The organism is Kitasatospora sp. NPDC057738 (genome assembly GCF_042798815.1).
Classification (GTDB): domain Bacteria; phylum Actinomycetota; class Actinomycetes; order Streptomycetales; family Streptomycetaceae; genus Kitasatospora; species Kitasatospora lactacystinica.
The window spans coordinates 2,110-24,701 of sequence record NZ_JBHVJT010000034.1; the positions used below are offsets into that span (position 1 = coordinate 2,110).

Here is a 22,592-nt window from a genome sequence, read left to right on the forward strand (position 1 = left end):
AGCAGACCCTGGAGGGTCCGACGTGCGCGATACTGGGATTGAACCAGTGACCCCTACCGTGTCAAGGTAGTGCTCTCCCGCTGAGCTAATCGCGCCTGGTGCGGCGGTGTTGCAGCAGACCCCGGAGGGCCCGTTACTGTGCGCGATACTGGGATTGAACCAGTGACCCCTACCGTGTCAAGGTAGTGCTCTCCCGCTGAGCTAATCGCGCCTGATGTGGCGGTCCTGCAGCAGACCCCGGAGGATCCGACGTGCGCGATACTGGGATTGAACCAGTGACCCCTACCGTGTCAAGGTAGTGCTCTCCCGCTGAGCTAATCGCGCGGGGAGGCCCCCGGTCGAACCGGGGGACCTCTTGGAGGTGGAGACGGGATTTGAACCCGTGTACACGGCTTTGCAGGCCGTTGCCTCGCCTCTCGGCCACTCCACCAGGCAACGCATGAAGAACGATCTTACACTGTTCTCCATCGAGCGGACGACGAGATTCGAACTCGCGACCCTCACCTTGGCAAGGTGATGCTCTACCAACTGAGCCACGTCCGCCTGTCTTCCGGGGGGCTTCACCGCTTTTCTTCGGCTGCGCTCCCTGGCGACGTGTTGAACTCTAGCGGATTCCCGGGCCAGCTAAAAATCCGTTCCCGCAGCATGCCGAGGGGATGGCCGGTGAGCGCCGTCCCGTCAGCGCTCCCGGACGGCCACCGGCCGCCACCTGCGGCGCTCCCGGACGATCATCCGCAGGTCACCCGGCGCACACCCGCGTGACGCACGCAGCTGCTCGTGCGCGGGGCGCGAACCGGACCGGGCCCACGCCCCCCGACCTACACTTCAGGCACCGCCGCCCAGCACCACCGCGCAGGAGAACCGTGTCCGGCCACCCCGACCCCCGCACCCCGCTCGCCCGCTTCGGCGGCCGCCTGGCCACCGGACTGCGCGACGTCACCTCGGACCCGGCCGCCCTGGACTCCGCCGGCTACTGGGCCGTCGCCCACGACTTCGAGGGCCGGCTGACCTGCGCCCGCTTCGACCAGGTCCGCCCGGCCCCCGCCCCACCCTCCGGCGCGGGCTGGCGCGGACCGGAGGCCGGCAGCTGGCACAGCTCCCTCGACCGCACCGCCTACACCGCGGGCGTCCGCCGCATCCGCGAGCACATAGCCGCCGGCGAGGTCTATCAGGCCAACCTCTGCCGGGTGCTCTCCGCACCGCTGCCCGACCCGGACCTCAGCGACGTCGACGCGCTCACCGGCCTCCTCGCCCACGGCAACCCCGCCCCCTACGCCGGCACCGTCCGCCTGCCCGGGCACGGCGTCGAGATCGCCACCGCCTCACCCGAGCTCTACCTGCGCCGCACCGGCCGCACCGTCTCCTCCGGCCCGATCAAGGGCACCGGCCGCACCGAGGACGACCTCCTCGAGAAGGACCACGCCGAGAACGTGATGATCGTCGACCTGGTCCGCAACGACCTCGGCCGGGTCTGCGCGACCGGCAGCGTCACCGTCCCCGACCTCTGCGCCGTCGAGAAGCACCCCGGCCTGGTCCACCTGGTCTCCACCGTCGAGGGCACCCTGCGCGACGGAGCCGGCTGGCCCGAGCTCCTCGCCGCCACCTTCCCGCCGGGCTCCGTCACCGGCGCCCCCAAGTCCAGCGCCCTGCGGATCATCGAGGCCCTGGAGACCGCCCCGCGCGGCCCGTACTGCGGCGCCGTCGGCTGGGTCGACGCCGACCGCGGCGAGGCCGAACTCGCCGTCGGCATCCGCACGTTCTGGATCGACCGGGCGGACCCCGGCGCGCCCGTCCTGCGCTTCGGCACCGGCGCCGGCATCACCTGGGGCTCCGACCCCGAGCGGGAATGGGCCGAAACCGAACTGAAGGCCGCCCGCCTCGTCGCGATAGCGTCGGGCGGCGAACCCGGTGGCGAATCCGGCACCGGATCCGACCCGACCGGGGCCTGCGCCCCCACCGCCTAGGAGCAGCACCCGATGCACAACCGCACCACGAGCTGGGTCAACGGCTCCCTCGTCGACTCCGCCGACGCGGCCGTCTCGGTCCTCGACCACGGCCTCACCACCGGCGACGGCGTCTTCGAGACCCTGAAGACGGTCGACGGCCGGGCCTTCGCGGTCACCCGCCACCTGGACCGGCTCACCCGCTCCGCCCGCGGCCTCGGCCTGGCCGACCCCGATCACGACCTGGTCCGCGAGGCCTGCGCCCAGGTGCTCGCCGCCAACCCCGCGCCGCTCGGCCGCCTGCGCGTCACCTACACCGGCGGCAACAGCCCGCTCAGCTCCGAGCGCGGCACCGCCGGCCCCACCCTGGTCGTCGCCCTCAGCGCGATCGGCCACCGCCCCGACGAGACCGCCGTCGCCGTCGTCCCCTGGCGCCGCAACGAGCACAGCGCCGTCGCCGGCCTCAAGACCACCTCGTACGCGGAGAACGTCGTCGCCCTGGCCGCCGCCCACCGCGCCGGCGCCTCGGAGGCCCTGCTCGCCAACACCGCCGGACGGCTCTGCGAGGGCACCGGATCCAACGTCTTCGTGGTCCTCGGCGGCCGCCTGCTCACCCCCGCCCTCGCCTCCGGCTGCCTGGCCGGCATCACCCGGCAGCTCGTCGTCGACTGGTGCGGCGCCGAGGAGGCCGACCTGCCGCTCAGCGTCCTCCAGGACGCCGAGGAGGTCTTCCTGACCTCCACCACCCGCGACGTCCAGGCCGTCACCCGCGTCGACGACCGCGAACTGCCCGGCATCGGCCCCGTCACCGCCAAGGCCATGGCCGTCTTCACCGAGCGCAGCGGCGACGACCTCGACCCGTGATCCCCGTCCGGGAGAGCGTCCCGGAGGAACGCCGGGGAAGCGCACCGGCCGCGTGGATAACCCCCCGTGCAAGGGGAAGGGACCACCACATGACCACCACGCTGCGCCCCGAGGGCCCGGAGACACCCACCGCGGCCGGCGGCCGCACCAGACGCTGGCTGATCCTCGCGAACGGCCGGCCGGTCGGCGCGCTGCGCACCACCGCCGACCCGCAGGGCGATCAACTCTGGGGCCGGATATCCGAGTTGGAGATCACCGAGGGGCGCGGCCGGGGTCGGGGAACGTTCGGCGGGCTGGCCGCCGAGGAGGTGCTGCGCACCTGGGGCTGCACCCGGGTCGACGTCGGCGTCCCGGAGCCGGCCGCGGCGGCCCGGGGGCTCGCCGTGACGCTCGGGTACACCGAGCGGGCCCTGGCCATGTCCAAGCGGCTGACAGTCGCCCCGGACCTGCCCGCGGGGCTGAGCGTGCGCCCGTTCGACCGGAGGGCCGAGATCCGGGACTGGTTCGACCGGTCCGTGCAGGACTACGTCCGCATGATGGTGGCTTCCGGCCTCACCGAGGAACAGGCCCGCGCCCGCTCGGGCGGCGGGCCGCAGAACCCGGCGGCCCCGGACCCGGAGGCCCCGGGCATGGTCCTGCGCCGTCTGTACGGCGCCGACGGCGGGGAGGAGCCGTACGGCCTGCTCTGGCTGCAGCCGCGGCTGCGCGACCTGCCGGACGGCGAACCGCTCGCCTGGGTGATGAAGGTCGAGGTGTCCCCGGCCCACCAGGGCCAGGGACACGGACGCACGCTGATGCTGCTCGCCGAACGCGAGTGCCTGGCCGCCGGAGTGCGGAACCTCGGCCTCAACGTCTTCTCCGGCAACGAGGTCGCCATCCGGCTCTACACCTCGCTCGGCTACCGGGTCACCGAGCGCCTCTACGGCAAGCAGCTGTGACCCGGCGTGTCGTCAGGAAGCCTTCGCCGCCTCGATGACGGCCACGATCCGCTCGCGCAGCCCGTCCTGGCTCTTGCCGCCGTCGAGGCGCTTCCCGCCGATCACGTACGTCGGCGTGCCGGTGACCCCGATCGCCTTGCCCTCGGCCTGGTCGGCGTCGACGGTCAGCATGTGCCGGCCGTCGATCAGCGCGGTGTCCACCTCGTCGACGTCCGCCCCGACCTCCCGGGCCACGTCCAGCAGCACCTGCTGCCCGCGCGCGTCCAGCTCCGCGGTACGGGCCAGCAGCGCCTCCACGAACGGCCAGCCCAGCCCCTGCGCGAACGCCTCCTCGGCCGCTTCCGCGGCGGCGTAGGCGTGCTTGTGCTTCTCCAGCGGGAAGTGCCGCACCTCCACGGGCAGCGCGTCGCCGTACTGCGCGCGCAGCGCCCGTACGTCGTCCAGCGCGGTGTGGCAGTCCGGGCACTGGAGGTCGCACCAGAACTCGAGGCGGGGGAGGGAACCATCGATCATTCCCCCAGTGTTCCACTAGTGGGCGCCCGCTCCGGCCGGAGGTGCGCCCGAGGGCGGACCGAGAGGAAGGCACCGATGACCAGGACGACCGGACACGAAGGAGCGGCACCGTGCTGAGCGCGGCGATCAGCTTCGTCCTCACCGCGGGCGGGGTGGCCTTCGCCGGGCTGCGGGCCTACCGGCGGCGCTTCCTGTCGGCGACCCGCTGGTTCGCGGTGGCCCTGCTGCCCGCCGGGCTCTACCTGACCGGCCTGTTCCCGCTGGCGAGCACGATCGGCCGGGAGTTCGCCGACTGGGCGACCAAGCTGGTCCTCGACCCGCGGGTGTGGACCGGCATCGCGCTGCTCGGCGTCTCGGCGGTGCTGCTGGTCACCACCCGCTGGGTGGGCCGCCGGGGCGCCGGGGCGGTGGAGAGCGCCCAGGAGCGCCCGGAGCGCCCGGAGCGCCCGGCCGCGGCCGGGCCGGCGCCCGAGCGTCCGGCGGTGGCGCCGACGCCCAGGGCCCCGAAGAAGCCGGCCGCGGGCAAGCGGGAGGACGGCCTCGGCGACTTCGCCGACATCGAGGAGATCCTCCGCAAGCGCGGGATCTGAACGGGAGGACCGGCCGGTCAGGCGGAGGGGACGGCCTCCGCCGACCGCTGCCGCGCCCGGTAGGCGGCGACGTGCAGCCGGTTGCCGCAGGTGCGGCTGTCGCAGTAGCGCCGTGAGCGGTTCCGGGAGAGGTCCACGAAGACCCGCGCGCAGTCCGGCGCCTCGCAGCGGCGCAGCCGCTCCCGCTCGCCCGCCATGAGGATGAGGGCCAGCGCCATGCCCAGCTCGGCCGCCAGGTGGTCGCCGAGGGCGGCGTGCGGCGCGAAGTAGTGGATGTGCCAGTCGTGGTCGTCGTGGTTGGTCAGCCGGGGCGTCGTCCCGGCGGCCGCGACGATGGAGTTGACCAGCTCCGCGGCCTGCGCGGTGGACTCCGTCGCGAACACCTCGCGCAGCCGGGTGCGCAGCTCGTGCACCCGCCGCAGGTCGTCCTCGGTCAGCGAGTCGATCTCGCTGATCTCCCGGCGGACCACGAAGGCGTCCAGCGCGGCGACGTCCGGCAGCCGCTCGGCGCCGCACACCTCGGGTGCGGTGTTGAGCAGCTCCACGAGGAGGCTCAGCGCGCACTCGGTGTCATGGGTGATCAGCACGTTGGGGGCTCCTCGCGCAGGGGACTCCGATACCCCGCGTCCACGGTTACCCCAGACCATACCGGGCCTTGTGCCGGTAGGGCGGCGCCTTCTTTCGAAGATGTGTGCGCAGTCCGACAAGGCGTCCGAAACCGGGCGCCGCCGGGGCCGGCCGGCCCCCGAACCGGCCCCCGAGGGCGTGCCGCCACCCGCCGGAAGACGTCGGCGCCCGGCACCGAGGCCGGCCACCCGTGAGGGTGGCCGGCCTCGGTGCCGGGCGCCTGCGGTGCTGTGGACCCGCTCCGGTGGGAGCGGAGCCGCTCACCGGCCCCGAGACCGCGACGTGCGCGGCTGAGTCCGCTGCCGTGCCCCCGAGTAGGACGGCTGCGATGAGGCAGGGGGTAGGGCCCCGCCGACGGCGGGGCGTGACCGCCTCCGGATGGGGTCAGCTTTCGGCGAGGATGTGGGACAGCTCCCGGTCGAGGTCGAAGTGACGGTGTTCGGTGCCGGGGGGCACCGCGGCGTCCGTCCGCTTGAGGAACGACTCAAGCGCTCGGGCCGGGGCCTCCAGCAGGGCTTCTCCTTCCGGAGAGCTCAGTGCGATGCAGACCACCCCTTGCCCGTGGCTGCGCGACGGCCACACCCGGACGTCGCCGGTACCAGTGGGTCGGTGCAGCCCCTCCGCGAGGAGATCTCGGGCGAACACCCACTCCACGGTCTCGTCGGCGCCTGTGTGGAACGTGGCGTGCACGGCATAGGGGTCGGCGGTGTCGTAGCGCAGGCCCGCGGGGACGGGCAGTGATGACTCGCTGGACACGATGAGGCGCAGGTGCAGCTCGCAGCTGACCGTGGTGTTCATAAGCGCCATGGCCTTTCGCTCAGTGTGCGCTCGGGGAATCGCACGTCGGCGAACGGACCATCCCACCCCCAAGACCGATGTAAACCCCTCTGTCCCGATTCGGGCGCGAGTCGTACCCCTTACGGCGCATTGCGGAATCGCCCCGCAGCGGCCGGGCCGGGCATTACCCGGCGCTTCTTGGTTAGTTTCCTGGCATGACTGTGCGAAACGACAAGACGGCCGGGAACACGGGAACGGGTGAAGCGGCTGTGGCGGTTGACGCGGCCGTCGACGGCGGACGGGCGGTCGGATCGCGGGCCCCGGCCTTCGTCCGCCGCTCGCCCGCGCTGCACCGGGTCTGGCAGGTGGCGATCTTCCTGGCGGGCCTCACCGTGGTGGTGCTCGGGCTGATCATGCTGCCGCTGCCCGGCCCCGGCTGGCTGGTGATCTTCCTGGGCATGGGGATCTGGGCGACCGAGTTCGTCTGGGCCCAGCTGGCCCTGCGCTGGACCCGCCGCAAGGTCGCCGAGGCCGCCCAGCGGGCCATGGACCCGCGGGTGCGCCGCCGCAACCTGACGCTCACCGCGATCGGGCTGGCCGCCCTCGTCGGGGTGGGCGGTTGGTACTTCGCCCGCTACGGCCTGGCCGCCCCCTGGCAGCTGGACGGGAGCTGACCCGCCCGGACGCGGGGCCGCGGGCGGGGAGCGTGTTCGGAGCACCCTCCGGGATGCGGTAATGTTTTCTCTGCACCCGGGCGATTAGCTCAGCGGGAGAGCACTTCGTTCACACCGAAGGGGTCACTGGTTCGATCCCAGTATCGCCCACCGGAATGCATTGTGATACGTGAGGCCCAGCCGATTATCGGCTGGGCCTCACGTGTATTTCCGGAATCCGCCTGAAGGGCCGCCGGTAATCGGCTGAGGGACAGTCACCTTCCCTGCGGGGCGCGAGTTCTGCGGAGGCGTCGGCGGTACCCGGAACGGGCGAGTTGTACGACCGGCCCCGAATGGTGCTAGAGTTCTTCTCGTTGCCCGGGCGATTAGCTCAGCGGGAGAGCACTTCGTTCACACCGAAGGGGTCACTGGTTCGATCCCAGTATCGCCCACCGGACAGCACGCAGGCCCTGACCAGGAAACCGGTCAGGGCCTGCGGCGCGTTTCGGGCCCGGAACGCCGGGCCGCGCCTTACGCCGCCGCCTCGCAACGGTGCTCCGGCTCCAGCCGGCGCCCGCATCCGCACCGGGCCGGCCGCAGCGGCCAGGACAGGTCCACCCGCTCCGGCGTCCCCGAGCGGTCGAACCAGTTCTGCAGCCCGCGTGCCTGCGCCGCGTGCCAGACCGCCTGCCGCAGGTGCAGCTCCGCCGCCGACAGCCCGCCGAGCGCCGCCGGGTAGCGGGAGCCGATCCGCCGGGTCAGCGCCAGTGCCGCCGCCGCGTCCGCCGCCGCGTCGTGCGCCCCGGCCAGGACGACGCCGTAGTGGGCGCACAGGTCGGTCAGCGTCCGGCGGCCCTTGCGGTAGCGGTCCACGTGCTTGTCCAGCACCCGGGGATCCAGCACCACCAGCCCGGACGCCGCCAGCCCCGCGGCCAGCGTCAGCCCGTGATGGCGGCGCAGCTCCCGGTCCAGCAGCGTCAGGTCGTAGGGCGCGTTCATCACCACCACCGGACGCCCGGCCCGCGCCTCGGCCGCCAGCGCCCGGGTGACCTCCGCCACCACCGTGCGGGCCGGGCGGCCGTGGGCGCGCACCTGCTCGTCGGTGATGCCGTGCACCGCGCGGGCGCCGTCCGGGATCGGGACCCCCGGATCGGCGAGCCAGGTCGTGGTCCGGGCCGGCTCGCCCGGCGCGAGCTGGACGACCAGGGCGGCGGAGACGATCCGGTCGTTCTCCACGTCCACACCGGTCGTCTCGGTGTCGAAGGAGGCGAGCGGGCCGGTGTACCAGTGCTGCTGCATGACTGCCCCTCAGACGAGCGTTGCGCCCGGTTGATACCCGGTTCTGACGCCCCTTCAACCCGTTTGGCCCAAGCCCGGCCGGGGATCCTGCCCATGACTGTCCCGTTCGAATCGACCGGCCCGTCCGGAGCGGGACGGGCCCGGAACCGGGGGAGGGCACGGGGCGATGGCACTGACCCAGCCGCAGCCCGAGGAGGCGGCGGCCGTACTGCGCGGGAACCTCGCGGTCACCGCCTGCATGGAGACCCTGCAGGTCGGCTACCTGCACGCGGTCGCCGCCGCGGCCGGCTGCTCGCTCTCCCAGCCGTTCCCGGACAACGGCATCGACTGGCACGTCAGCCACGGCTCCCGGGCGCACGAGGTGGACGACGAGGTCACCGTCAAGATCCAGCTCAAGGCCACCCAGCAGGTCGCGCCCGACCCGGCCGGGCCGTTCTTCAGCTTCACCCTGGACAACGACCACCTGCGCAAGCTCGCCCGGCCCCGGGTCGCCGTGCCGCGGATCCTGGTCGTGCTGCTGCTGCCGCGCCGGGTCGACCAGTGGCTGCGGGCCCGCCCGGACGCCCTGGAACTGCGGCACTGCTGCTACTGGGTCAACCTGGCCGGCCACTCGGTCACCGGGCAGCGGCGCACCAACGTCCGGGTGCCCACCGCCAAGGTCTTCGACGACCGCGCGCTCTGCGACATCATGGCCCGGGTCGGCGCGGGCGGCAGCCCGTGACGGCCCGGGCCCGGCAGGGAGGAACCGGACCCATGACACCGCCGCACGCACCGGGCGAACCGGCCCGGCCCCTGCCCGACCCGGCCACCGTCGACCCGACGGTCCTGGCCACCCTGCTCGCCCGGCACGGCTGGGTCCGCCGCGGCGGACCGGCCGCCCGGTACGGACGCTGGACCCCGCCCGACGACGAGCCCGGCACCAGCCTGCTCGTCCCGGCCGGGGACGGCTTCGACGACGCCGTCGAACTCCTCGCCGACGCCGTCACCGCGCTCTCCCGCTCCCGCACCCCCTCCGCCCGCTCGATCCTGCTCGCCCTCACCGTCCCCGGCGACGAACTGCGCTGGCACCGCGAACCGTCCGGCCCCGCCGGGGCCACCCCCTGGGACGAGGCCGAGCGGCTCCGGCGGGCCGCCCGCGGGATGCTCGCCGCCGGCGCCAAGGCGGCCCGCACCAGGGCCGGCTACTTCGGCGCCCGGCTGGACGCCCTCGCCGGGGACTTCCTGGACCGCGTCCTGCTGGTCGAACAGGGCGCCGTGCTCACCGCCCACACCCCCGCCCCCGAGGGCCGCGCCGCCGTCACCACCCTGGTCCGCGCCCTGGAGGCACTGCGCGACGCCGTCGACTACCGCCGGGTCAGCGGCGGGCCCGAGGCCTTCGGGAACGCCGTCCGGGCCGGGGTCAGCCGGGAGCTCGTCCGGTCCGTCGAGGAGCTGGTGCGCGACGCGACGGCCGCCCGGCTCAGCGTCGCCTGGTCGCCCGCCGCCGGGACCCCGGGCGGCTTCGGGGACCGCCGGATCGACCTCGACTTCTCGCCCGGCGACCTGCCAGCCCTGGCGGAGGCCGCCGAGCTGCTGGAACGGATCGAGCCCGCCGTCGACGTCACCGTGGTCGGCGTGGTCACCCGGCTCAAGCGCGCCGACCCGGCCGGTCCCGGCTCGGTACGACTGCGGGTGCTCACCGGCGCCGAGGTCCGCGAGCTCAAGCTCCGCCTGCCCGACCCCGACTACCGGCTCGCCGCCGAGGCCCACCTCGCGGGCCTGCCGGTCCGGGTCTCCGGCCGGCTGGAGCGGCACGGCGGCTTCCGCCGGCTGACCCGCCCGCACGGACTGGAACTCCGCGGCTGGGAGGAAGGGGACCGCGAGCGGCTGCTGAAGGCGCTCGGGGAGAAGGCGGAGCGAGCGGGGGAAGGGGCGTAGGTGGACGGCGGGGGCGGCGCTCTCGGTACCATCGTCACGCGCAGCGCAGTGTTGCGTCCTCTGAAATCCAGCACGTCAGGAGAGACCGGTGACGGACGTCCGGGTAATCATCAGCCGCGAACCCGATCGGGAAGAGCGCGTGGTGACGACGGGCACCACGGCCGCCGAGCTCTTCGCCGACGACCGCTCGATCATCGCCGCCCGCGTCGGCGGCCAGCTCAAGGACCTCGCCTACGCCGTCCAGGACGGCGACGAGGTCGAGCCGGTCGAGATCGGCAGCAAGGACGGCCTCGACATCCTGCGCCACTCCACCGCGCACGTCATGGCCCAGGCCGTGCAGCAGCTCTACCCCGAGGCCAAGCTGGGCATCGGCCCGCCGGTCAAGGACGGTTTCTACTACGACTTCGACGTCGAGAAGCCCTTCCACCCCGATGACCTCAAGGCCATCGAGAAGCGCATGCAGGAGATCATCAAGCGCGGGCAGAAGTTCTCCCGCCGCGTGGTCACCGACGAGTCCGCCCGCGAGGAGCTGGCCGCCGAGCCGTACAAGCTCGAACTGATCGGCCTCAAGGGTTCCGCCGCCACCGCCGGCGAGGGCGCCGACGTCGAGGTCGGCGCCGGCGAGCTCACCATCTACGACAACCTGGACGCCAAGACCGGCGAGCAGTGCTGGGGCGACCTCTGCCGCGGCCCGCACCTGCCCAGCACCCGGAACATCCCGGCGTTCAAGCTGATGCGCAACGCGGCCGCCTACTGGCGCGGCAGCGAGAAGAACCCCATGCTGCAGCGCATCTACGGCACCGCCTGGCCGACCAAGGACGAGCTCAAGGCCCACCTCGACTTCCTCGTCGAGGCCGAGAAGCGCGACCACCGCAAGCTCGGCAACGAGCTCGACCTCTTCTCCATCCCGGAGGAGATCGGCTCCGGCCTCGCCGTCTTCCACCCCAAGGGCGGCATCATCCGCCGGGCGATGGAGGACTACTCGCGCAAGCGGCACGAGGAGGAGGGCTACGAGTTCGTCTACACCCCGCACGCCACCAAGGGGAAGCTCTTCGAGAAGAGCGGCCACCTCGACTGGTACGCGGACGGCATGTACCCGCCCATGCAGCTCGACGAGGGCGTGGACTACTACCTCAAGCCGATGAACTGCCCGATGCACAACCTGATCTTCGACGCGCGCGGCCGCTCGTACCGTGAACTGCCTCTGCGCCTCTTCGAGTTCGGGACGGTGTACCGCTACGAGAAGTCCGGCGTCGTGCACGGCCTCACCCGTGCCCGCGGCTTCACGCAGGACGACGCGCACATCTACTGCACCCGCGAGCAGATGGCGGAGGAGCTCGACTCCACGCTGACCTTCGTGCTCAACCTGCTCCGCGACTACGGTCTGACCGACTTCTACCTGGAGCTGTCGACCAAGGACCCGGTCAAGTACGTCGGCAGCGACGAGACCTGGGAGGAGGCCACCCGCGTCCTGGCGAGCGTGGCCGAGAAGCAGGGCCTGCCGCTGGTCCCGGACCCGGGCGGCGCGGCCTTCTACGGCCCGAAGATCTCGGTGCAGGCGAAGGACGCCATCGGCCGCACCTGGCAGATGAGCACCATCCAGCTGGACTTCAACCTGCCCGAGCGCTTCGACCTGGAGTACACCGCCGCGGACGGCTCGCGCCAGCGGCCGGTCATGATCCACCGGGCGCTGTTCGGTTCGATCGAGCGCTTCTTCGCGGTGCTGCTGGAGCACTACGCCGGCGCCATGCCGCCGTGGCTGGCCCCGGTCACCGTCACCGGCATCCCGATCACCGACGAGCACGTGCCGTACCTGCTGGAGGTCGCGGCCGAGCTGAAGAAGCACGGGATCCGGGTCGAGGTCGACACCTCGGACGACCGCATGCAGAAGAAGATCAGGAACGCACAGAAGACCAAGGTGCCGTTCATGCTGATCGCCGGCAACGACGACGTCGAGGCGGGCGCGGTGTCGTTCCGCTACCGCAACGGCGAGCAGAAGAACGGCGTTCCGCTGGCCGACGCGGTTCAGGAGATCGTGGACGCGGTGAAGAGTCGCATCCAGGTGTGAGTTCGGCCCCGCCCGAGCGGGGACGGCGCGGGGCAGGCTCTCGATGAGTCTGCCCCGCGCGGCTTTGCAAGCACCGTCGGGCGAATATGCTGATCAGCATGACGACTGAGCCGGAACTTCAGCGGGGCGTCGGTGAGCCGGACGGCTTCCGCCGCTTGTGGACGCCTCATCGGATGGCGTACATCCAGGGTGAGAACAAGCCCACCGGCCCGGCTCCGGACGACGGTTGTCCGTTCTGCTCGATCCCGTCCCTGAGCGACGAGGACGGGCTGATCATCGCCCGGGGGAGTGCCGTGTTCGCGGTGCTGAACCTGTACCCGTACAACGGCGGGCACCTGATGGTGGTCCCGTACCGGCACGTCGCCGACTACACCGACCTGGACGGGGCCGAGACGGCCGAGCTGGCGGACTTCACCAAGAAGGCGATGACGGCGCTGCGGGCGGCCTCCGGGGCGCACGGGTTCAACATCGGGATGAACCAGGGCGCGGCGGCCGGGGCCGGGATCGCGGCGCACCTGCACCAGCACGTGGTGCCGCGCTGGGGCGGGGACACCAACTTCATGCCGGTGGTCGGCCACACCAAGGTGCTGCCGCAGCTGCTGGCGGACACCCGGAAGATGCTGTCCGAGGCCTGGCCGCAGGGCTGATCCGAGGAACAACGCGGGAGGGCCCCACCGAGATCCTCGGTGGGGCCCTCCCGCGTGCGCTGCGCCGGATCAGCCGGCGTTGAAGGTGTCGACGTCGTAGGGGCGGGGGCTCTGCGCCTCGGACTTGATGATCGAGGTGCGGTTCTTGAAGAAGCGGTCGGCGTCCAGGTCGTGCTCCTCCAGGAACTCCAGCGTGGCGGCGTGGACCGCCGCGAGCACCGGGACGGCGGCGTTCTGGGCGTTGTCGACCATGGAGCGGTTCTCCCAGGCGCGGCCGGCCCAGATGTGCCGCAGCCCGAAGGGCTCGGGCAGGCCGAGTCCGCCGCCGAGCCAGCCGAGCAGGCCGGGCATCCGGTAGAAGGGGGCGCGGACGGCCTGGCGGACGACCTCGTCGTTGTCGATCAGGGGGAGCTTGACGGTGCGCTCCTCCCAGAACCGCACGGTCTTGGCGACCGACTTCTCCTTGTCCTTGGGCTTGTCGAAGAAGACGCCCTTGACCGGGCCGAGCGCGTAGCCGGACACGGTGATGTTCAGGACGTTGGCGAGCAGGGTGACGGTGACGGTGAAGGTGAGGACCAGCTTGCCGTCGTGGGTGATGAACTGGGTGGCGAGGTAGTGCCGGGGGCCGCCGGAGAAGGTCTGCTTGTCGGCGACGCTCTGCACGGCGAAGTCGCGCATCCGGTCGCCGTCCATGTCGGCGTTGCCGGGGCGGCTGATCTCGTCGGCGCCCTCGCCGATGTCGAAGACCACCCACTGCTTGATGGCGACGTTGGGCATGCCGCTGTTGGCGACGTGGCTGACGCCGAGGCCCTTGAGGTGGGAGGAGATCCGGCGGATCAGGTCCCAGGGGTGGAAGGCGCGGAAGTCGGCGTGGCCCTCCGCGGGGTGGAGGGTGTCGGCGAGGCGCCATTCGCCCCAGCGGCGGCCGGCACCGAGGATGCCCTTGGGGCCGGCGTAGTGGTGGATGTTGGTCTCCTGCTCGGCGTCCAGGCGGCCGAGCTTGTCGCGCAGGTCGGCGGCCTTCTTGTCGAGGTCGTCCCGGGGGACGGCCTTGGCGACGGAGGCGGCCACCACGCTGCCCTCCACCAGTGCCTGCCAGCGGGAGCGCAGGTCCTTGGCGGAGCGCTCGACGATCCGGCGGGCGAGGTACCAGCCGACGACCGGGGCGAGCATGGTCACGCGCAGGTAGACGCCGATGAAGCCGCCGGCCGGCGGGCGCAGCGCGAGCAGGACGGCGAGGGCGGCGGCCGCGGCGAGCACGATGCCGCCGTAGACGGCCGCGTTCTTCGGGTTGTCCCGCTTGAGCCAGGCGCGGAGCTGGAAGGCGCCGAGCCAGATCAGGGTGCCGGGGAGGAAGAGCACACCGGTGGCGATGGAGACGGTGCTGAGTTGCCGGTCGCGGGTGTTGCGCAGTTCCTCGGCGGCCAGGCAGTGTTCGACGACCTGGCGGGTGTCGACTCCGAAGGCCGGGACGATGGGCTTGCGGCCGCCGCCCAGGGCACGGGAGATCAGCGCCTTGCTGAAGGCCTCGCCGAGGTTGGGGCGGAAGAGCGCGAAGCGGCCCTTCTTCTCGGTGGCGTCGGTGACGGCGCCGACGAAGCCCTTGATCTCGCCGTCGCGGTACGCGGTCGAGGAGAGTCCCTGGGTGATGGCGGTCTGCGGGCCGGCGTCGGTCCGGGGTATCTGCGCACCCGGGGTCATGTCGAGTGTGGTCACGGTGGCGTCCCCTCCTCCCCTTGTCAGCGGCAGGTTACCGTGCCGTGGCACCCCCGCGCGGATGATCGTCTGAAGTACCGTCACCGGAGGCCTGAGGGGCATGATGCCCAGCTTCGGGCGGGTCGATACCCGTCGCGAGGAGGATGGGGGAGGTGGGGCAGGATGGACGGTGGGAGCGAGGAAAGGGGAGCGGCCGTGAAGGATCCGGTGCTGGTCTACGACGGGGACTGTTCGTTCTGTTCGTCCTGCGTGCGCTGGTCGGAGCGGTACCTGCGGCAGACGCTGGCCTCGGGGGGCTGGGAGGCGGTGCCGTTCCAGTTCGCGGACCTGGCGGGCCTGGACGGGTGCGCGGGCGGCCGGGGTGAGGTGTCGGCGGAGCGGGCGGAGCGCGAGGTGCTCTGGGTGACGCCGAGCGGCCGGGTGTACGGGGGCGCGCAGGCGGTTGCGCGGCTTCTGATGCGCTCCGGCGGGGTGTGGGCGTACCTGGGCGCTGTGTTGACGGCGGCGCCGGTGCGGCCGCTCGCGGGGCTGGCCTACCGCTGGGTGGCGCGCAACCGGCACCGGATGCCGGGCGGGACGGCGGCGTGCGAACTGCCGGCCCGGAAGCCCGTCCGGCCGTGAGGCCGTCCGGCCGTGGGGCCGCTCAGTCGGTGTAGCGCTGGGCGAGGGCGGGGGGCATGGGTTCGTGGCGCAGGTAGGCGCGGGAGAACTCGGCGGTGCCGTGGGTGAGCGAGCGCAGGTCGATCGGGTAGCGGACGAGTTCGAGCTCGGGGACCTCGGCGCGCAGCAGGGTGAGGCCGGTGCCGCCGGTCTCGCTGCCGAGGACGCGGCCGCGGCGGGCGGAGAGGTCGCCGAGGACGGCGCCGAGGTAGTCGTCGGGGAGCAGGACGCTGACGGCGGCGACGGGTTCGAGCAGGCGGATGACGGCGTGCTCGGCGGCGTCGCGCAGGGCGAGGGCGGCGGCGTTCTGGAAGGACGCGTCGGAGGAGTCGACGGAGTGCGCCTTGCCGTCGGTGAGGGTGACCCGGACGTCGACGAGCGGGTACCCGGTGGTGACGCCCTTGGCGAGCTGGGCGCGGACGCCCTTCTCGACGGAGGGGATGAAGTGCTTGGGGACGGAGCCGCCGACGACGTGCTCCTGGAACTCGAAGCCGGAGCCGGCGGGGAGCGGTTCGACCTCCAGGTCGCAGATGGCGTACTGGCCGTGGCCGCCGGACTGCTTGACCAGGCGGCCGTGGCCGGCGGCGGCGGTGCCGAAGGTCTCGCGCAGGGCGACCTTGGGTTCGACGGTGTCGACGTGGACGCCGTGGCGGGTGCGGAGGCGGTCGAGGACGACGTCGGCGTGGGCCTCGCCGGTGCACCAGAGGACGAGCTGGTGGGTGTCGGGGTTCTGTTCCAGGCGTAGCGCCGGGTCCTCGGCGGTGAGGCGGGCGAGGGCCTGGGAGAGCTTGTCGTCGTCGGCCTTGCTGTGGGCCTCGACGGCGATCGGGAGGAGCGGTTCGGGGAGGGTCCAGCCTTCGAGGGCGACGGGGTGGCCGGGGTCGTGGACGGTGTCGCCGGCGCGGGCGGTGGTGAGTTTGGCGGCGCAGACGAGGTCGCCGGCGACGGCGTACGGGACGGGGCGCTGGGCTTTGCCGAAGGGGCTGGTGAGGGCGGTGACGCGTTCGTCGCCGTTCTGGTCGGCGGTGTGGGCGGGGCCGACGAGGTGGATCCTGGTGTCGGGGCGCAGGGTGCCGGCGTACAGGCGCAGCAGGCTGATCCGTCCGACGTAGGCGTCGCCGGTGACGCGGACGACCTGGGCGGCGAGCGGGGCGTCGGGGTCGCACTCGGGGGCGGGGCGGGTGCGTTCGGTGGGGTCGGGGAAGGTGTGCGCGACGAGGTCGAGGAGTTCGGCGGCGCCGAGGCCGTTCTCGCTGGTGGGGACGGCGGGGTGGAGGGCGCAGGAGAGGACCTCGCGGCGCAGGCCGGCTTCGAGGGAGTCGGTGTCGAGGGTGTCGCCGGAGAGGTAGCGCTCCATGAGGGTGTCGTCCTGGCCGGAGATGGCTTCGACGAGGCTGTCGTGGGCGGGGGCGGTGTCTGGCAGGGGGTCGGCGTCGCCGTAGGTGTCGCCGGTGAGGAGGTCGACGCTGCCGTCGGGGTGTCCGTCGTGGTGGACGGGCAGGAAGAGCGGGCGCAGGGTGTCCGGGCCGAGTCCGAAGGCGTCGTGGCAGGCGGTGAGGATGTCGTCGAAGCCGGTGTGGGCGAGGTCGAGTTTGGCGACGGCGATGGCGCGGGGGATGCCCTCGGCGGCGCATTCGCGCCACAGGGCGCGGGTGGGGGCGGTGACCGGGTCGGTGGCGGAGACGACGAAGACGGCGGCGTCGGCGGCGTGCAGGGCGGCGCGCAGGTCGGCGGCGAAGTCGGGGTGGCCGGGCGGGTCGATCAGGTTGATCTTGACGCCCTTCCATTCGAGCGGGAGGAGCGAGAGCTGGACGGAGCGCTGCTGCTGGTGCTCGATGTCCTCGTGGTCGGAGACGGTGGTGCCGTCGGTGACGCGGCCGGCCCGGCCGGTGGCGCCGGCGGCGAGGGCGAGGGATTCGGCGAGGGTGGTCTTGCCCACACCGCTGGGGCCGATGAGGACGACGTTGCGCAGGTCCTTCGGGCCGGTGACGGCGGGTGCCTGGCCGGCTCGTGCCGTGCTGCGGTCGGGCATCGGGGTCTCCTCCCGTGGCGCCGAGGCTTGTCCATCGCAGTCTAGGGTCGGGTGTCGAAGTGGCGCGTGTCGTACGGCCGATCGGTGATCGTGCGTGTGCACGGCGTGGCGGGGGCGGCGTCCGGCGGTGCGTGCGCCGGAGCGTGTCCTCGGCCTGGCTACGATGGGTGGGCCGGACGGGCTGATCCGCCCGGCCGTCTGCCGCGCGTTCTGCGCCAGGCGGGTATCTGGGAGATCGGAGCGGCTGGGAAGGCCATGCTCAACAAATACGCGCGTGCCTTCTTCACACGTGTCCTGACCCCGTTCGCCGCGTTCCTGATCCGGCTGGGCGTGAGCCCGGACGCCGTGACGCTGATCGGTACCGCCGGCTCGGTGGCCGGTGCGCTGGTGTTCTTCCCGCGCGGGGAGTTCTTCTGGGGCACCATCACGATCACGCTGTTCATCTTCTCGGACCTGGTGGACGGGAACATGGCCCGCCAGCTGGGCCGGAGCACGAAGTGGGGGGCGTTCCTCGACTCCACCCTGGACCGGGTCGCCGATGCGGCGATCTTCGGCGGTCTGGCGATGTGGTACGCGGGCAAGGGTGACAACAACCTGCTCTGTGCGGTGGCGATCTTCTGCCTGGCGAGCGGTCTGGTGGTGTCGTACACGAAGGCGCGGGCGGAGAGCCAGGGCCTGCCGTGCGACGTGTCGGGGCTGGTGGAGCGGGCCGAGCGGCTGGTGGCCAGCCTGGTGGCGGCCGGGGTCGCGGGTCTGCACAAATTCGGTGTGCCGTACGTGGAGTGGCTGCTGCCGGTGGCGCTGTGGCTGGTGGCGGCGGGCAGCCTGGTGACGGTGTTCCAGCGGATGCTGACCGTGCGCCGGGAGGCGTTCGAGGCCGACCGAGCGGCGGCCGGGAGCTGATGGGGGGCGTCCTGCGGTGACGGACCGACTGGTGTACTGGGCGTACGCGCTGGGGTGGGGGCTGCTGAAGCACCTGCCGGAGCGGGTGGCCCGCGGGCTGTTCGACCGGCTGGCGGACTACGCGTGGCGCAAGCGCGGCAAGCGGGTGCTCCAGCTGGAGGCGAATCTGCGCCGGGTCCGTCCGGGCCTGGACGAGGCCGCGGTGCGGGAGCTGTCCCGGGCCGGGATGCGCTCGTACCTGCGGTACTGGATGGAGTCGTTCCGGCTGCCGGTGTGGAGCCGGGAGCGGGTGGCCCGGGACGTCCAGGTGGAGGGCTTCGAGCACCTGCGGGAGTCGTTGGAGGCGGGGCGGGGCGCGGTGATAGCGCTGCCGCACATGGGCAACTGGGACCTCGCGGGGGCCTGGGTGGCGCAGCAGGGCTACCCGTTCACCACGGTCGCGGAGCGGTTGAAGCCGGAGCGGCTGTTCGACCGCTTCGTGGCGTTCCGGGAGGGCCTGGGCATGGAGGTCCTGGCGCTGACCGGCGGTTCGGTGAACGTGATCGGCACGCTGGCGCGGCGGTTGCGCGAGGGCCGGCTGGTCTGCCTGGTGGGGGACCGGGACCTGTCGGAGGCGGGCATCGGGGTGTCGTTCTTCGGTGAGCCGACCCGGATGCCGGCCGGTCCGGCGGCGCTGTGCCAGCGCACCGGGGCGGCGCTGCTGCCGGTGACCCTCTGGTACGACGGCCCGGTGCTGCGGGCGCGGATCCATCCCGAGGTGCCGGTGCCCGAGGAGGGCGACCGCAAGGAGCGCACCCGGGCGATGACCCAGGCGATGGCGCAGGTGTGGGAGCGGAGCATCCGCGAGCACCCGCAGGACTGGCACATGCTGCAGAAGTTCTGGCTGGCCGACCTGCCGGTCCGTGAGACGGTGAAGGCGGCGCCCGCGGAGCGCGCGGAGGCGGTCCCGGAGCCCGCGGCCGAGGCCTCCGGGTCCTGAGCCGTTCCGTCCTGCCCGCCCGCACCACTGTCCGAAGGAGCTTGAGGAACCCGTGAAGATCGGCATCGTCTGCCCGTACGACTGGGACGTCCCCGGTGGGGTGCAGTTCCACATCCGGGACCTGGCCGAGCACCTGATCGGTCTGGGGCACGAGGTGTCGGTGCTGGCGCCGGCCGAGGACGACGAGGCGCTGCCGCCGTACGTGGTCCCGGCCGGGCGGTCGGTGGCGGTGCCGTACAACGGGTCGGTGGCGCGGCTGAGTTTCGGGATCCTGTCGGCGGCCCGGGTGCGGCGCTGGCTGCACGACGGGCGCTTCGACATCCTGCACGTGCACGAGCCGGCCGCGCCGAGCCTGTCGATGCTGGCCGCCTGGTCGGCGACCGGGCCGATGGTGGGGACCTTCCACACCTCCAATCCGCGTTCGCGGGTGATGATCGCGGCCTCGCCGATCCTCCAGCCGGGGCTGGAGAAGATGCGGGCCCGGATCGCGGTGTCGGAGTACGCCCGGCGCACCCTGGTGGAGCACCTGGGCGGGGACGCGGTGGTGATCCCGAACGGCGTGGACGTGGGGTTCTTCGCGGCGGCCGAGCCGGACGAGCGGTGGACCGGCGGCGCGGCGAAGGGGGAGCCGGGCACGATCGGCTTCATCGGCCGGATCAACGAGCCGCGCAAGGGCCTGCCGACGCTGCTGGCGGCGCTGCCGCGGATCCTGGCGGAGCGGCCGGGGGTGCGGCTGCTGGTGGCGGGCAAGGGCGACGAGGAGGAGGCCGTCGCGGGCCTGGCGCCCGAGGTGCGCCGGCAGGTGGAGTTCCTCGGCATGGTGAGCGACCGGGACAAGGCCCGGCTGCTGCGCAGCGTGGACCTGTACGTGGCGCCGAACACCGGGGGCGAGAGCTTCGGGATCATCCTGGTCGAGGCGATGTCGGCGGGCGCGCCGGTGCTGGCGAGCGATCTGGACGCGTTCAAGCAGGTGCTGGACGGCGGGGACGCGGGCGAGCTGTTCCCGGTGGAGGACGCGGACGCGCTGGCCCGTACGGCGCTGCGGCTGCTGGGTGATCCGGCGCGGCTGGAGGAGCTGCGGGAGGCGGCCTCGCGGCATGTGCGGCGGTTCGACTGGTCGACGGTGGGCGCGGACATCCTGGCGGTGTACGAGACGGTGACGGCCGGCGAGGCGGCGGTGGTCGAGGAGGACGTGCGCGGCGGGCGGCGCCGGTTCGGGCTGGCCCGGGACTGATCCGCGGCGGTCCGGGCCGGTCCGGGACCGGTCCCGCGCGGCGGGCCGGGGTGCCGGTGGCGTTAGGGTCGGGCGTCCGTACCACTGCGATCCACGGGGGCAACGATGCCGCAGATCTCCGTCGACTACTCGGCCGGCCTGGCCGGAACCTTCGACCGCCGGGGCCTCGGCCTGGCGATCAACCGGCTGGCGGAGGCGACGATCGACGCGAAGCCGGAGTCCTGCAAGACGGTGTTCCGGCAGAGCGAGGTGCTGGTGGTCGGTACCAGCGGGGCGGCGGCCGACGCCCAGGTGTTCGTGGAGTTCCAGATCTTCCCGGGCCGTTCGCCGGAGGCGAAGGCGGCGCTGAGCGAGGGCGTGCTGGCGCTGCTGGCGCAGTACGTCCGGCCGCGGCCGGGTACCCGGCTGTTCACGGCGGTGAACATCGCGGACATCGACCGGGAGAGCTACCGGAACGCGACCGCCCAGGGCTGAACCGGTGACACCCGGTAACGTAGCGGCCCGTGACTACCTGGATCTGGGCCGGCGTGGCCGTGGTGCTGTTCGGCATGTACCTGAGTTGGACGGCCGGTCGTCTGGACCGGCTGCACGCCCGGATCGACGCCGCGCGGGCGGCGCTGGACGCGCAGCTGGTCCGCCGGGCCTCGGTGGCGTTGGAGCTGGCGACGTCCTCGTTGCTGGATCCGGCGGCCTCGCTGCTGCTGCTGGACGCGGCGCACGCGGCCCGGCAGGCCGACGACGAGCAGCGCGAGGTGGCGGAGAGCCAGCTGAGCCTGGCGCTGCGGGCGGTGTTCGAGGAGCCGGAGCAGATGGCGGCGCTGGCGGCCGAGCCGGGTGGCGAGGACGCGGTTCGTGATCTGACGGCCGCGGTGCGGCGGGTGCCGATGGCCCGGCGGTTCCACAACGACGCGGTGCGGGCGGCCCGGGCGGTGCGCGAGCACCGGCTGGTGCGGTACTTCCGGCTGGCGGGGAAGGCGCCCTTCCCGCTGGCGTTCGAAATGGACGATGCCCCGCCGCCCGCTCTCACGCCCGAAGGGGCACCTGCTTAAGGTGTCCCCCGGATACGGCCCGTTTGTCGTGTCCCGTCGTCCTGGCTGGACTTGGTGGCGCATGGTTGGGTCACCCGTTCTGCCTACCATAGGGCGATAGCACTGATTCATCTTCGAGTGAGGTCTCACGTGTCCACCACCCCCACCACCGCAGACCAGCCGCAGATCGGCACCGCCCGGGTCAAGCGCGGCATGGCCGAGCAGCTCAAGGGCGGTGTGATCATGGACGTGGTCAACGCCGAGCAGGCCAAGATCGCCGAGGACGCCGGCGCGGTCGCCGTCATGGCCCTGGAGCGGGTCCCCGCGGACATCCGCAAGGACGGCGGCGTGGCCCGCATGTCCGACCCGAACATGATCGAGGAGATCATCGCCGCGGTCTCCATCCCGGTGATGGCCAAGTCCCGCATCGGCCACTTCGTCGAGGCCCAGGTGCTCCAGTCGCTGGGCGTCGACTACATCGACGAGTCCGAGGTGCTGACTCCGGCCGACGAGGTCAACCACTCGGACAAGTTCGCCTTCACCACCCCCTTCGTCTGCGGTGCCACCAACCTGGGCGAGGCCCTGCGCCGCATCGCCGAGGGCGCGGCCATGATCCGCTCGAAGGGCGAGGCCGGCACCGGCAACGTCGTCGAGGCCGTCCGCCACCTGCGCCAGATCAAGAACGAGATCGGCCAGCTGCGCGCCCTGGACAACAACGAGCTGTACGCCGCCGCCAAGGAGCTGCGCGCCCCGTACGAGCTGGTCAAGGAGGTCGCCGAGCTCGGCAAGCTGCCGGTCGTGCTGTTCTCCGCCGGTGGCGTCGCCACCCCGGCCGACGCCGCGCTGATGCGCCAGCTGGGCGCCGAGGGCGTCTTCGTCGGCTCCGGCATCTTCAAGTCGGGCGACCCGGCCAAGCGTGCCGCCGCCATCGTGAAGGCCACCACCTTCTTCGACGACCCGAAGGTCATCGCGGACGCGTCCCGCAACCTGGGCGAGGCCATGGTCGGCATCAACTGCGACACCCTGCCGGAGACCGAGCGCTACGCCAAGCGCGGCTGGTAGTCGCCCGGTAGTCCTGGGCCGGGGCACCCCCGCGGCCCCCCGCGTGCGGTTCGTGCTCCCACCGTCCACCTTCCTCATCGGCGGCAGGTTGGCGACCCCCGCCACCCCTTCATCCGCTTCCCCCCCCTCTCACGCAAGAACC

The 22,592-nt window shown here is 72.6% G+C and carries 22 protein-coding genes and 7 tRNA genes; 18 read left to right on the plus strand and 11 right to left on the minus strand.

Annotated features, from left to right (window positions below):
- Positions 1-23: 23 nt before the first annotated feature.
- The 5 genes from ACFVGO_RS19725 to ACFVGO_RS19745 all read right to left on the minus strand — a co-directional run bounded on the left by ACFVGO_RS19725 (position 24) and on the right by ACFVGO_RS19745 (position 543).
- Positions 24-95: transfer RNA gene (locus ACFVGO_RS19725), tRNA-Val, on the minus strand.
- A gap of 44 nt (positions 96-139) precedes the next feature.
- A tRNA-Val gene (locus tag ACFVGO_RS19730) sits at positions 140-211 on the minus strand.
- 41 nt (positions 212-252) lie between these two features.
- Positions 253-324: transfer RNA gene (locus ACFVGO_RS19735), tRNA-Val, on the minus strand.
- A gap of 32 nt (positions 325-356) precedes the next feature.
- Positions 357-430 (minus strand) — tRNA-Cys (locus ACFVGO_RS19740).
- Between the two features lie 40 nt (positions 431-470).
- Positions 471-543 (minus strand) — tRNA-Gly (locus ACFVGO_RS19745).
- Between the two features lie 320 nt (positions 544-863).
- On the opposite strand from ACFVGO_RS19745, the gene ACFVGO_RS19750 reads away from it, so the two are divergent.
- From ACFVGO_RS19750 to ACFVGO_RS19760, 3 genes are all read left to right on the plus strand, one after another.
- Positions 864-1,964: a chorismate-binding protein gene (locus tag ACFVGO_RS19750; RefSeq protein ID WP_380633106.1), complete on the plus strand. Its 1,101-nt coding sequence runs from the start codon at positions 864-866 to the stop codon at positions 1,962-1,964.
- 12 nt (positions 1,965-1,976) lie between these two features.
- Positions 1,977-2,807 (plus strand): aminotransferase class IV, encoded by an 831-nt coding sequence (locus ACFVGO_RS19755; RefSeq protein WP_380633108.1) that lies wholly within the window; start codon positions 1,977-1,979, stop codon positions 2,805-2,807.
- Positions 2,808-2,896: 89 nt separating this feature from the next.
- Positions 2,897-3,745, plus strand: a complete 849-nt coding sequence (locus ACFVGO_RS19760; RefSeq protein WP_359915391.1) for a GNAT family N-acetyltransferase — start codon at positions 2,897-2,899, stop codon at positions 3,743-3,745.
- Positions 3,746-3,757: 12 nt separating this feature from the next.
- On the opposite strand, the gene ACFVGO_RS19765 is transcribed toward ACFVGO_RS19760, so the two are convergent.
- On the minus strand, positions 3,758-4,258 hold the full coding sequence (locus ACFVGO_RS19765; protein WP_359830440.1) for a DsbA family protein: 501 nt from the start codon (positions 4,256-4,258) through the stop codon (positions 3,758-3,760).
- Positions 4,259-4,368: 110 nt separating this feature from the next.
- On the opposite strand from ACFVGO_RS19765, the gene ACFVGO_RS19770 reads away from it, so the two are divergent.
- On the plus strand, positions 4,369-4,848 hold the full coding sequence (locus ACFVGO_RS19770) for a hypothetical protein (protein ID WP_380633110.1): 480 nt from the start codon (positions 4,369-4,371) through the stop codon (positions 4,846-4,848).
- A gap of 17 nt (positions 4,849-4,865) precedes the next feature.
- Here the strand turns inward: ACFVGO_RS19770 and ACFVGO_RS19775 are convergent, their stop codons facing one another.
- Entirely contained in the window at positions 4,866-5,435 is a 570-nt protein-coding gene (locus ACFVGO_RS19775) for a CGNR zinc finger domain-containing protein (protein ID WP_359915386.1), read from the minus strand.
- 424 nt (positions 5,436-5,859) lie between these two features.
- A complete protein-coding gene (locus ACFVGO_RS19780) occupies positions 5,860-6,273 on the minus strand; it encodes an SsgA family sporulation/cell division regulator (protein WP_030056266.1) in 414 nt (137 codons plus the stop codon).
- Between the two features lie 194 nt (positions 6,274-6,467).
- Between ACFVGO_RS19780 and ACFVGO_RS19785 the strand changes: the two genes are divergently transcribed.
- The 3 genes from ACFVGO_RS19785 (at position 6,468) to ACFVGO_RS19795 (ending at position 7,357) form a co-directional block, all read left to right on the plus strand.
- Positions 6,468-6,926, plus strand: a complete 459-nt coding sequence (locus ACFVGO_RS19785) for a TIGR02611 family protein (RefSeq protein WP_380633112.1) — start codon at positions 6,468-6,470, stop codon at positions 6,924-6,926.
- Between the two features lie 78 nt (positions 6,927-7,004).
- Positions 7,005-7,076: transfer RNA gene (locus tag ACFVGO_RS19790), tRNA-Val, on the plus strand.
- 209 nt (positions 7,077-7,285) lie between these two features.
- Positions 7,286-7,357, plus strand: a tRNA-Val gene (locus ACFVGO_RS19795).
- A 79-nt stretch (positions 7,358-7,436) separates the two neighbouring features.
- Here ACFVGO_RS19795 and ACFVGO_RS19800 read toward each other — a convergent pair.
- A complete protein-coding gene (locus ACFVGO_RS19800) occupies positions 7,437-8,204 on the minus strand; it encodes an exonuclease domain-containing protein (protein WP_359914483.1) in 768 nt (255 codons plus the stop codon).
- 166 nt (positions 8,205-8,370) lie between these two features.
- Here ACFVGO_RS19800 and ACFVGO_RS19805 point away from each other — a divergent pair, with 166 nt between their 5' ends.
- The 4 genes from ACFVGO_RS19805 to ACFVGO_RS19820 all read left to right on the plus strand — a co-directional run bounded on the left by ACFVGO_RS19805 (position 8,371) and on the right by ACFVGO_RS19820 (position 12,836).
- Positions 8,371-8,925 carry a DUF4365 domain-containing protein gene (locus tag ACFVGO_RS19805; protein WP_380633114.1) on the plus strand — a complete coding sequence of 185 codons (555 nt, stop codon included), beginning with the start codon at positions 8,371-8,373 and terminating at the stop codon, positions 8,923-8,925.
- 32 nt (positions 8,926-8,957) lie between these two features.
- Complete coding sequence (locus ACFVGO_RS19810) at positions 8,958-10,121, plus strand: hypothetical protein (RefSeq protein ID WP_380633116.1); 1,164 nt, start codon at positions 8,958-8,960, stop codon at positions 10,119-10,121.
- Between the two features lie 88 nt (positions 10,122-10,209).
- Entirely contained in the window at positions 10,210-12,189 is a 1,980-nt protein-coding gene (thrS, locus tag ACFVGO_RS19815) for a threonine--tRNA ligase (protein ID WP_380633118.1), read from the plus strand.
- An 86-nt stretch (positions 12,190-12,275) separates the two neighbouring features.
- A complete protein-coding gene (locus ACFVGO_RS19820; RefSeq protein WP_380633120.1) occupies positions 12,276-12,836 on the plus strand; it encodes an HIT family protein in 561 nt (186 codons plus the stop codon).
- A gap of 69 nt (positions 12,837-12,905) precedes the next feature.
- On the opposite strand, the gene ACFVGO_RS19825 is transcribed toward ACFVGO_RS19820, so the two are convergent.
- Positions 12,906-14,552, minus strand: a complete 1,647-nt coding sequence (locus ACFVGO_RS19825) for a hypothetical protein (protein WP_359914496.1) — start codon at positions 14,550-14,552, stop codon at positions 12,906-12,908.
- Between the two features lie 195 nt (positions 14,553-14,747).
- Here ACFVGO_RS19825 and ACFVGO_RS19830 point away from each other — a divergent pair, with 195 nt between their 5' ends.
- The gene (locus tag ACFVGO_RS19830) at positions 14,748-15,173 is read left to right on the plus strand and encodes a DUF393 domain-containing protein (RefSeq protein WP_359914499.1); all 426 of its coding nucleotides are present in this window, start codon (positions 14,748-14,750) and stop codon (positions 15,171-15,173) included.
- 22 nt (positions 15,174-15,195) lie between these two features.
- Here ACFVGO_RS19830 and ACFVGO_RS19835 read toward each other — a convergent pair whose 3' ends face one another.
- Complete coding sequence (locus ACFVGO_RS19835) at positions 15,196-17,244, minus strand: elongation factor G-like protein EF-G2 (protein WP_380633122.1); 2,049 nt, start codon at positions 17,242-17,244, stop codon at positions 15,196-15,198.
- 255 nt (positions 17,245-17,499) lie between these two features.
- Here ACFVGO_RS19835 and pgsA point away from each other — a divergent pair, with 255 nt between their 5' ends.
- From pgsA to pdxS, 6 genes are all read left to right on the plus strand, one after another.
- Complete coding sequence (gene pgsA, locus ACFVGO_RS19840) at positions 17,500-18,147, plus strand: phosphatidylinositol phosphate synthase (RefSeq protein WP_224278759.1); 648 nt, start codon at positions 17,500-17,502, stop codon at positions 18,145-18,147.
- Between the two features lie 16 nt (positions 18,148-18,163).
- Positions 18,164-19,126: a phosphatidylinositol mannoside acyltransferase gene (locus ACFVGO_RS19845; protein WP_359914505.1), complete on the plus strand. Its 963-nt coding sequence runs from the start codon at positions 18,164-18,166 to the stop codon at positions 19,124-19,126.
- Between the two features lie 52 nt (positions 19,127-19,178).
- Positions 19,179-20,360, plus strand: a complete 1,182-nt coding sequence (locus ACFVGO_RS19850; RefSeq protein WP_359914508.1) for a glycosyltransferase family 4 protein — start codon at positions 19,179-19,181, stop codon at positions 20,358-20,360.
- A 105-nt stretch (positions 20,361-20,465) separates the two neighbouring features.
- Entirely contained in the window at positions 20,466-20,834 is a 369-nt protein-coding gene (locus ACFVGO_RS19855) for an isomerase (RefSeq protein WP_359914511.1), read from the plus strand.
- A gap of 29 nt (positions 20,835-20,863) precedes the next feature.
- Entirely contained in the window at positions 20,864-21,409 is a 546-nt protein-coding gene (locus ACFVGO_RS19860) for a hypothetical protein (RefSeq protein WP_359914514.1), read from the plus strand.
- Positions 21,410-21,538: 129 nt separating this feature from the next.
- Entirely contained in the window at positions 21,539-22,450 is a 912-nt protein-coding gene (gene pdxS, locus ACFVGO_RS19865; RefSeq protein WP_359914516.1) for a pyridoxal 5'-phosphate synthase lyase subunit PdxS, read from the plus strand.
- The last annotated feature ends 142 nt before the right edge of the window (positions 22,451-22,592 follow it).